Source organism: Bacteroidota bacterium, assembly GCA_019637975.1.
Taxonomy (GTDB): domain Bacteria; phylum Bacteroidota; class Ignavibacteria; order UBA10030; family UBA6906; genus CAADGV01.
Genome location: JAHBUR010000063.1, coordinates 1 through 9,879, shown reverse-complemented (window position 1 = coordinate 9,879; position 9,879 = coordinate 1). Strand labels below are relative to the sequence as shown.

General features: G+C 50.6%; 12 protein-coding genes. All 12 read right to left on the bottom strand.

All coding sequences use genetic code 11. The features are described from left to right. Positions 1 to 195 (bottom strand): DUF4040 domain-containing protein (locus KF749_18405; protein ID MBX2993129.1); only part of this gene is annotated, 195 nt, incomplete at its 3' end. After that, positions 179 to 535: a monovalent cation/H(+) antiporter subunit G gene (gene mnhG / locus KF749_18400; protein MBX2993128.1), complete on the bottom strand. Its 357-nt coding sequence runs from the start codon at positions 533 to 535 to the stop codon at positions 179 to 181. The genes mnhG and KF749_18405, both read right to left, overlap by 17 nt. Next, positions 535 to 804: a pH regulation protein F gene (locus KF749_18395; GenBank protein ID MBX2993127.1), complete on the bottom strand. Its 270-nt coding sequence runs from the start codon at positions 802 to 804 to the stop codon at positions 535 to 537. Before KF749_18395 ends, mnhG begins: the two co-directional genes overlap by 1 nt. Beyond that, on the bottom strand, positions 804 to 1,400 hold the full coding sequence (locus KF749_18390) for a Na+/H+ antiporter subunit E (GenBank protein MBX2993126.1): 597 nt from the start codon (positions 1,398 to 1,400) through the stop codon (positions 804 to 806). Before KF749_18390 ends, KF749_18395 begins: the two co-directional genes overlap by 1 nt. Before the next feature lie 40 nt (positions 1,401 to 1,440). After that, positions 1,441 to 2,940, bottom strand: coding sequence for a sodium:proton antiporter (locus tag KF749_18385; protein MBX2993125.1), 1,500 nt, complete (start codon positions 2,938 to 2,940; stop codon positions 1,441 to 1,443). Continuing rightward, positions 2,937 to 4,508 carry an NADH-quinone oxidoreductase subunit M gene (locus KF749_18380; protein ID MBX2993124.1) on the bottom strand — a complete coding sequence of 524 codons (1,572 nt, stop codon included), beginning with the start codon at positions 4,506 to 4,508 and terminating at the stop codon, positions 2,937 to 2,939. Before KF749_18380 ends, KF749_18385 begins: the two co-directional genes overlap by 4 nt. Before the next feature lie 61 nt (positions 4,509 to 4,569). Beyond that, positions 4,570 to 6,504, bottom strand: coding sequence for an NADH-quinone oxidoreductase subunit L (nuoL, locus tag KF749_18375; protein ID MBX2993123.1), 1,935 nt, complete (start codon positions 6,502 to 6,504; stop codon positions 4,570 to 4,572). A 38-nt stretch (positions 6,505 to 6,542) separates the two neighbouring features. After that, the gene (gene nuoK / locus KF749_18370; GenBank protein MBX2993122.1) at positions 6,543 to 6,848 is read right to left on the bottom strand and encodes an NADH-quinone oxidoreductase subunit NuoK; all 306 of its coding nucleotides are present in this window, start codon (positions 6,846 to 6,848) and stop codon (positions 6,543 to 6,545) included. Positions 6,849 to 6,861: 13 nt separating this feature from the next. After that, positions 6,862 to 7,371, bottom strand: coding sequence for an NADH-quinone oxidoreductase subunit J (locus KF749_18365; protein MBX2993121.1), 510 nt, complete (start codon positions 7,369 to 7,371; stop codon positions 6,862 to 6,864). Positions 7,372 to 7,529: 158 nt separating this feature from the next. Beyond that, complete coding sequence (locus KF749_18360; protein ID MBX2993120.1) at positions 7,530 to 8,042, bottom strand: hypothetical protein; 513 nt, start codon at positions 8,040 to 8,042, stop codon at positions 7,530 to 7,532. Between the two features lie 13 nt (positions 8,043 to 8,055). Next, positions 8,056 to 8,961, bottom strand: coding sequence for a nuclear transport factor 2 family protein (locus tag KF749_18355; protein MBX2993119.1), 906 nt, complete (start codon positions 8,959 to 8,961; stop codon positions 8,056 to 8,058). A 1-nt stretch (position 8,962) separates the two neighbouring features. Continuing rightward, positions 8,963 to 9,879, bottom strand: a 917-nt coding sequence (locus KF749_18350; protein ID MBX2993118.1) for an ABC transporter permease, incomplete at its 5' end; no start/stop codon positions are given.

Here is a 9,879-nt window from a genome sequence, read left to right as displayed (position 1 = left end):
TGTTGTGACGCCCGCGCCGACAACGGCCTCCGTGAAACCGACATCAACGGCTCCCATCACGACAAACAGCAACGCAACAACAAAACTGAAGACGCCGAGCATGACGACAGCCGCCAGAAGATCACGTACCTTCAGCGAGATAAATGCTGTCAGCAACAGCATGACCAGCAGAATGAGTTCAAGTTTCCAGTGCATCGATCTTGGATGTGGTTGATGGTTCCATATCTTTCTGATCCAACTTCAACAAGGGCTTCAATCCGTAGCGCAACGCCGCCCTTGCAAGGGCATGTGTGGCCACAGGATTCGTCAAGCCGACGAAGACAAGAGCGATAAGAAGCTTGGCGCTGTTGAGCGTGAATCCCTCATAGACACACAGCCCGAGCAGAATGAGGATGATGCCGAGCGTATCCCCCTTGCCCATCGCGTGCAGCCTTGTATAGAAATCCGGGAAGCGCACAATCCCGATACTGGCAACAAGCAGAAAGAACCCCCCCCCGAGAATCATAAGAACGGCAATAATCTCCGTCATTCCCATCAGGCACCTTTGCGGTAATTCTTGAAGTACTTCGCAATCGCCAACACGCTGATGAAGTTCAGCACGGCATAGGCAAGCGCAATATCAATGAACATTTCAAGTCTGCCGTAAATAAATCCCACCAAACAAATCAACACGAGGGTCTTCGTGCCGATTGCCCCCACGCCGAGAACGCGGTCGAATACCGTCGGCCCTTTCAACACCCTGTAGAACGGAATGATAATAATGACTGCGAGCAGATTGGTTATGTAGATGAGGACATCCTGCATCACATGTCCTTGTTCGATTCGATTATCTCAACGGAAGAAACAAGTTGCTCGTCCTCGTCATAGAACAGCTGTGCAATCCATCCCGGCATCGTGCCGTCGATAATCGTTGAGGCTGATTTTCGGCGGAGGGCGTGGATCAGAAATTCATCCTCTGTGATGGAAAGCGTAACAGTGCCCGGCGTGAGTGTAATGACGTTGCCGAGCAATACCTTTGCCCCGACGATGGGTAAATTCACCCGGAAACGAATCAACGCAGGTTCGATCGGCATTTTCGGATGGAGAACGGCTGAGGCAACCTGGAGGCTCCCTTCAACTATTTCCCAGGCAAGCCACGGAAGGAAACGAAGCAGATGCTCAAAACGGAGATGTTCCCACTCGGATACATCCCCCTGAAAAAATTGGACCGATGAGATTCTCGCATTCAACAACAATACAATTCCGACACAGATTGCCCCGGCCGCAATGTGAAAGAAATCAAGATGGCCGCTCAGGACAAGCCACAAGCACATGAGCGCGAGGCCCTGCACCACAACGCCGCGCCACGGATGTTCTCGTTTTTCGAATTTCTTGATTGTTGTACCGGGAGAATCAGTCATGTCAACAGCACAAAAGCGTGAAACTGGATAATCGGGTCCACTACATGAGGAAGAACAGGAGCCACACGAGCACAAAGACCGGCAACAAAACAGGAATCGAGTATTTCAACACAAAACCGAAGAACGTCGGGCAGTGAACTCCTGTTTGTTCGGCAATGGACTTGACCATGAAGTTCGGCCCGTTGCCGATATACGTGAACGCTCCGAAGAACACCGCTCCGAGCGAAATCGCTTGCACGTGCTTGCTGTAGTTCGCGATCAGGTATGCAGCGCTCGCGTAGTCCGGCCTGATTGCGCCGGCTTCGACGAAGTCGTAATGGTACTTCACAAGCATTGCAAATGCAGCCTTGATTTCGGTTGCGTGCGGACCTGTAACCTGTGAGATGTCAGCCCCGTGCGTTTTCACGAGCGCAATCAGCTGGCGGACATCGTCCGGCGATACATACAAGCCGATGGCTGCACTGAGAAAGTTAAGATACGTCGGCGCATTGTCAAGACATGTTGAAAGAAATCCCGTCACCCAATAGAATTGCCCGGCGGTGTGTATGCCGAGCGAAGAGGCGTTCAGTGACAGCCAGTCCAGCGCCGGAATCATCGTTGCGAAAATGCCGAAGAATAATACTGCCACTTCTTTGATGGGATGAAAATTGAAGTCGTTCTTTTTGTGAATCTCGTGTTTTGTTGTGAGATACGATCCTGCGGCGGCAAGGATCATCAGCCCTTCGCGCAGAAACGGCGGATTGGTAATGAATACGGAGATGAGAATAATAGCGAGGAAGAACACATTCTGCGCTCCACTCACCTCGCCTTCTTCATGTTCGCCCTCCAATCCATGCCTGACCGACGCGGGAAGTTTGTGGTACGAAATATAGTCGACTACGTAGAACACGGCAACAATAACCACCATCGCAACAGCCCATTTGTACCAGATGGTTTCCGCAATCCAGAAAAACGGAATCCCCTTCAGATATCCGAGAAACAAGGGGGGGTCGCCGATCGGGGTCAACGCACCCCCCATGTTGCTTACAATGAAAATGAAAAAGACAACGTGGTACGGTTTGATACGATATTTGTTGACACGAATGAACGGCCGGATCAGGATCATAGAAGCCCCGGTCGTTCCGACAACGTTCGAGAGTACCGCTCCGATCGACAGGAGGAATACGTTGGAGAGGGGCTTCGATCTCCCCTTGATCTTGATGTGAATGCCGCCTGCAACCACAAACAACGAACCGATCAGCACAATAAAACTGAAGTACTCGATTCCGGTATGGACCAGCCTCGATGGATTCCCGATACCAAACACATAATACACGATGGTCACAACGGCAAGCACGGCGGAGACATACGGGTAGTTGCGCTCCCACCAATGCCTGTTGATAAACGGCATCACGGCAATTGCAAGAAGCAGAATGAGAAATGGAAAAATCATCAATGGGTTTACCGAAGTGACATGCCCGGCTTCTTCTGCAAAAGCCGGTGCTGCAAGGAGGGGAATCAGAAAAGCGATTGATGCAGCATTGCGAAGGAGGCGGTTCATTCTATCGTGTGCGACTCTGGAAGGGCGATACGCTCCGCGGTTCCGACTTGGGCGCCGCGACGTGCATCTTGGATTTGTTGGATGAGTTGCTTTGTTGACGCTTCTGACTTGTTCAAGAACGTCGACGGGTAGATCCCGATCCACACGATGAACAGAATAACAGGGACCAACACAACCCACTCGCGCAGATTCATGTCCTTGAGATTCCGGTTTTCAGGATTCTCAAGCTTACCGAAGAACATGCGCTGGTAGCTCCACAACAAGTACACGGCCGCGAGTACGACACCGGTGGCACCGAGAATTGCAAACCAGCGGTTGGCGAGAAGCTGCGACTTGAATGCGCCGAGAAGAATCAGAAACTCGCCAACGAATCCGTTCAATCCCGGCAATCCGACTGACGATAGCATGACAATCATAAAGAAGGCAGCGTACACCGGCATTGATTTCGCGAGGCCGCCGAAGTCTTTTATCATACGAGTGTGCCTTCGGTCGTAAATCATTCCTACCAACAAGAAGAGAGCGCCTGTGGACAAACCATGATTGATCATCTGGATGATGCCTCCCTGCATCCCCTCCTGATTCAGGGCAAAGATGCCGAGCACGACAAATCCGAGATGCGATACGGACGAGTAGGCAACGAGTTTCTTCATATCCGGCTGAACAATGGAAACAAGCGCGCCATAAATAATCCCGATCACCGCGAGGCCTGCAAAATACGGCATAAACTCGAACGTTGCGTATGGGAACAACGGTATGCAGAAGCGTATGAGTCCGTATGTTCCCATCTTCAGGAGTACACCCGCAAGAATCACGGAGCCGGCAGTCGGGGCCTGCACGTGTGCATCGGGCAGCCAGGTATGCAGCGGGAACAGCGGAACCTTGATACAAAAGCTGAGGGCAAATGCGAGAAACATCCACGTCTGGATATCCATCGGAATTGAAGGGGCAACTTTGTACAACTCCATCAAATTCGTCGTGAAATAGCCGCCCGGCTGCTCGCTTGCATAGTAACTGAGCCACAGAATCGCAACCAGCATCAACAGGCTGCCGAACATCGTGTAGAGGAAGAACTTCACTGCTGCATAGATCCGCTCTTGTCCTCCCCAAATCCCGATAATGAAATACATCGGGATCAACATCGCTTCCCAGAACACATAGAAAAGGAACATGTCGAGCGCCATGAACACGCCCAGCGTCCCCACTTCCAACACCAGCATCGAGATGATGAAGCCCTTCAGCTTGTTCTGCACGGATTCCCACGACGCAAGAAGCGAAATCGGCGTAAGAAATGTTGTCAAAACAACGAGCAACAACGACATGCCGTCAATGCCGAGATGGTACGAAACGTGCAGACTCGGAATCCATTCATTGAATTCGACAAATTGCATGTTTGGATTCGATCCATCGAAGACAACAAAGAGATACACCGAAACAAGAAATGCGGCAAGCGAGAATCCCATACCAAGCATTTTTATGAGATTTTTCGACTCCTTCCCAAGGAAGGCAATGGTTATTGCACCGGCCAGCGGAATGAAAAGTACTGTCGAAAGTAGGAGATGGTCGTTCATAAGTTCAATCTAAACTTGTCACCGAAGAAACAGCTGTCGTGCGTCTTCGTTCAGTTGCTTTCTATTTCGTTATCAGAAAACCGATGATGAGAACAACACCAAGAACAAATGCGAGCGCATAGTTTTGCGTAACGCCCGTCTGGATTTTACGCGCTACACCGCTGAACACCCCGATCAATTTCGGGATGCCGTTCACAATGCCGTCAATAATCTTCACATCGAAAATCTTCCATAAAAACATCTCCGACATTTTTTGAATCGGATTCACAATTACTGCATCGTACACTTCATCAACTTTGTATTTGTTGAGGAGAAGATTGTACATTCCGCGATAGCGGCTTGCCAGTTGTTCAGGGATCTCGGTATTCTTCAAATACCAGGTGCGTGCCAGCCAAATCCCTCCCAACGCAACTAAAACCGACGCGATCATCAACACGTACTCAAGCGGCACGACGGCGTGTGGAGCAAGAAACATCTTCCGGTTTGCGGCTTCGAAGACGGGGTCGAGCCATTGTTCGATAGCGTTGCCGCCGCCGAGACTGTGGGGGATGCCGACAAATCCGCCAACGATTGAAAGTCCCGCCAGCACAATAAGGGGAATAGCCATCGTTTTGGGCGCTTCATGCGGATGAAGGTGGTGCTGATCCCATCGCGGTTTGCCGTCGAACGTGAGCGAGAGGAGACGGAACATGTAGAAAGCTGTGAGTCCTGCTCCGATCAATCCCATCACCCACAGAGGCCAGTATCCGCCGGAAAATGCCTTCCACAAAATCTCATCTTTACTAAAGAAGCCGGCAAGCGGCGGAATTCCGGCGATCGCAATCGTCCCGACCAGAAACGTCTTATACGTTATGGGAAGATGGCTCTTCAGTCCGCCCATTTTCTGGATATCTTGCTCCTCGTGCATCGCGTGAATAACGGCGCCGGAGCCGAGAAAGAGCAACGCTTTGAAAAACGCATGCGTGAGAACATGGAAGAGTCCTGCCGCAAACGCCCCGACTCCAAGCGCAAGGAACATGTACCCGAGTTGGCTGACTGTCGAGTATGCGAGAACTTTCTTGATGTCGTTTTGCACAAGTCCGATGCTTGCTGCAAACAGGGCGGTAGTTGCCCCGACAACCGCTACAACCATCAAGGTTGTTGGCGCAAGCGCAAACAGAACTGCGCATCGGGCAACCATGTAAATTCCCGCGGTAACCATCGTTGCAGCATGAATCAGGGCCGAGACCGGTGTCGGGCCTGCCATGGCATCGGGCAGCCAGACGAATAGAGGAATTTGGGCTGACTTTCCTGTGGCGCCAAGGAACAACGCCAGCGTCATCCACATAACGGTAGTGTTGCCGACACTGAGCGTCGAGGCCTGATTGAAGACATCCTTGAACGCAAGGGTCCCGAACATCTCAAAAATCAAAAACATGCCGATGAGGAAACCGAAATCTCCAATGCGGTTCACGATGAACGCCTTCTTTGCCGCATCACCGGTTGTTCCCTTGTCGAATTTCCTGTCGTACCAGAACCCGATCAGCAGATACGAACAGAGCCCCACTCCCTCCCATCCCAAAAACAGAAGCAGGAAATTATCCGCCATAATAAGGTTGAGCATGGCGAAGATGAAAAGATTGAGATACGCGAAGAACCGCCAGAAGCCCGGGTCGCCGTGCATGTACCCGATGGAGTAGATATGAATCAGGAAGCCGACTCCGGTCACGATCAACATCATGAGAATCGACAACTGGTCGATTTGGTAGGCCAAACCCACGTTCACCGACCCTGCAGCAATCCACTTGAAGATCTCAACGATATGGGAACGTTCATCGGGTGGCGAGCTGAGCATGTCGAAGAACATTGCGCAGGCAATTACGAAACTGATACCAACAGTACCACTGCCGATGAGGCCGATTGCCTTTTCGGATTTGATTCTCGAACCCAGCAATCCGTTAATGAGGAATCCGGCGAACGGAAGGAAAACTGCAATACTGATTAATTGAAAGGGCATAGTATCAAGCTCTCAGTTTCAAAATCCGGAGGTGCATATCACCATTTCAGGATATTGATATCGTTGATGTTCACCGTCTGTTTGTTGCGGAACATTGCAATCACAATTGCGAGTCCCACCGCAGCTTCTGCAGCCGCCACAGCCATGACGAGAAATACCAGCACTTGTCCGGTCGGGTCTCCAAGATGTGATGAAAAAGCCGCCAGCGACAGGTTCACGGAGTTCAACATCAATTCGATACACATAAACACGACGATAACATTCCGTCTCGTCAGAACGCCGGCAACGCCGATGCAAAACAGCATTGCACTTAATCCAAGATACATGTGAAGGTCAAGGGACATGGTCATCGAAGCATTACGGGAGACGTTTTTTGGCAAGAAGCACTGCGCCAACAACCGCCACAAGCAGCAAGACGGAAGCTACTTCAAACGGCAGTACAAATTTGTTGAACAGCGCATCGCCGATTGATTCAACGGTTCCTAATTTTCCCGCATCGGGGTGAAATCCGGCCGGGGTTCGGTCTTTGAACATCAGAATGTACACCAACTCCACCAAGAACCCGATCACGAGAGCAACAGTAATGGAGTAGTACACAGAATGTTTTTGGGGTTGGGGATGATCTTCCGCAAGATTCAGCAACATGATCACAAACACAACCAGCACCATAATTGCACCGGTGTACACCACGATTTGAATAACGGCAAGAAATTGTTGCTGGAGCAACAGGTACAAAGCGGCGATACAGAAGAAGTTTCCGACGAGTAGTAAGGCACTGAGAAGCGGATTGCGTTGCAAAATCATACCGAGCCCGGTCCCGACGGCAACCGAGCCGAAAAGGTAAAACAGAACTAATTCAACAGTCACGGATGTGTCAAAGAATGGTGGAAACTGTTCAGATTGAACGGAATAAAGGTATGAGAAAATCCGTTGAGAAGCAACGAATTGCCACCTTCTCTCTCACGCTCCCATTGGTGTTGAATGAAAAGGACCCAACACCGTAGAGAAACCGCGCAACACTTCAACTAGTAGAAATAGTAGTAAAATCCAATCTGTGGCAGCGGGAGGATATTCCCGTCGCTGAAGAATGTGAACATACCTTCCGCGAGAAAATGCAACCCGCCGCTCATCACCCATTCGCCGCCAAGCCCGAAACCCCCGCGGGTTGCCGATTTCATTTCGTTGTTGCCGTCACTTCCCGAATAGTAGTACCCGAATCCACCTGCCACGAAAAACCGTGTGCCGCTTCCCCGCGCCAAATCATAATGTATCTCGGCGCCGATATCCGAGCGGAGCTTGCCGTCGAGCTTGATGATTCCTCCGGTGATCTGATAGCTGAGCGGCGACGGCAAATGATGACGGAAGCTGAGGCCGATTCCGCCGGAAGCTCCGCCAAAAAACCCGAGCCCGAACACATTTTCCCTAAGACTAGTACTTTGTTTCGATGGCAGAATCACTTGAGCGCTTGACGAACCAAATGCGGCAAGCAAAACAAGCAGAACGGCAATCTGTTTCATGTTCAGCAGATCTTTCTTCATCGCTTCATCTCTTTCATTTCGTTGGTTCTACATTTTCCAAGGGGCCGTCAATCGGCTCCCATAGTTCAATTTTGTTGCCTTCAGGGTCAAGTATCCACCCGAACTTTCCGTATTCGTACGATTCCACTTTCTCCTCAACTCTGACGTTCTCCTTTCTCAACTTTGCAAGGAGGGCTTCGAGATTCTTCACTCGGAAATTGAGCATGAAGGGCTTCTCGCTCGGCAAAAAGTACTTCGTCTCCTCACCAAAAATACCCAACACAGTCCTGCCAACCGAATCACGGTCGTTGAGTTCACGCCAACGGAAACTGTAGTGCTGCGCATCGCCGAACTTCGTACCGAGATGCTCGTCGTACCATTTCACCAGCGCTGTCGGATCTTTGGATTTGAAGAACACACCACCGATACCGGTAGCCCGCTCCATCGATTGGACGGATGTTTGCATGAACCGCTGCATGATGTCGAACGGAACCTTCGTATCGGCAAAGACGTGCCACTCGCTCATCTTTCCGCGAGACACGACCGCTTTCCACGCTGCAGGAAGGCGCCAGTGATTATTGTTGTCTGAAGAAGAAGTACGTTGAAACGTCCCCTGGGCGAAGCCAAAGACAGCGACGGTATCGTTCTGCACAATTACCGATTGCAGTTCGATAGTATAGTCCGGGAACCACGAGAAGTAGAGATTCCAAGCCGCCCGCATCTTCTCTTTCCCTACTAATCGGTTGCCGTGTGCATCAGCAAACAGATGATCGCTTGTCATAACGTTCGCTATCGCGTCAATGTCGTGCGAATTGATTGCATCAACGAATGTTCGTACAACTGATGCTGCCGTTTGACTGTTCGATTCTTGAACAGAGAATACCAGCGTGAGAATGCAGTACAAACCAATGTGTCCGGACTTCAGCAAATTTTGCATCATCTTATCCTTCCTTTACCCATCGGACCAGCTCGCCAATGCTTGCTCTTTTACCTGTGGCGAGAATTGCGACTCTGAATATTCTTCCTGCGACAATCATCATGAAGTAAATGGAAACAATCATAATGGCGATTGTTGCAAGAATTTCCACCAATGCCGGCATTTGAATCGGAATCCGCAACGCCATGAACGTCGGCGTCATCAGGGGAATGTACGTCACGATTTTCACCCACAGGGCATTCGGTTGCTGCATTACCGGCACAACGAGGGCAACCGGGAGAATCAGAAACATGACCAGATAACCGTTGATCTGTTGCGCTTCCTGCTCCGTTGTTACGGGCGTTCCCAATGCGATAAAAATGGCCGAGTAGAACAGGTAGCCGAGCACAAAATATACAAGCATTAACAGCATCTGATTCGCCGGAGGAAACGCCGCTGTGCCGAACTTCGCTGTAGACGCCAGGGCAATCAACGCCCAAAAACCGATCTGCGTAAACCCGAGCGCGCTCAACCCCAGCACTTTCCCCGTCATCAACTCGGAAGGCGTGCACGACGACACAAGCACTTCAATGATACGGTTCGATTTCTCTTCCAGTACACTCCGTACAAGCAATTGACCGGAGGTGAGTATCAAGAAGAAGAGTGCCATCAAAAACACGTATGCAGAGAAGAATGTCTTCATGAAGCTCGTTTCCTCCCCCCCTTCTTTCGTCACTTTCACTGTCTTGATGTCGAGCGCAACACGCAGTTCGTTCATCACTGCGGGGTCGATTCCTCGTTCGCGAAGTCTCCGATCTGAAAGAATGTTCCTCAGGTTGTCTTGAAGTCTGTTAATAAGACGAAAATCGCCGGCCGCCTTCGACCTGTATTCCATTACGCTGTCATTCAAGGCTCTCGGTCCAAGAACAAGATACCCCTCAA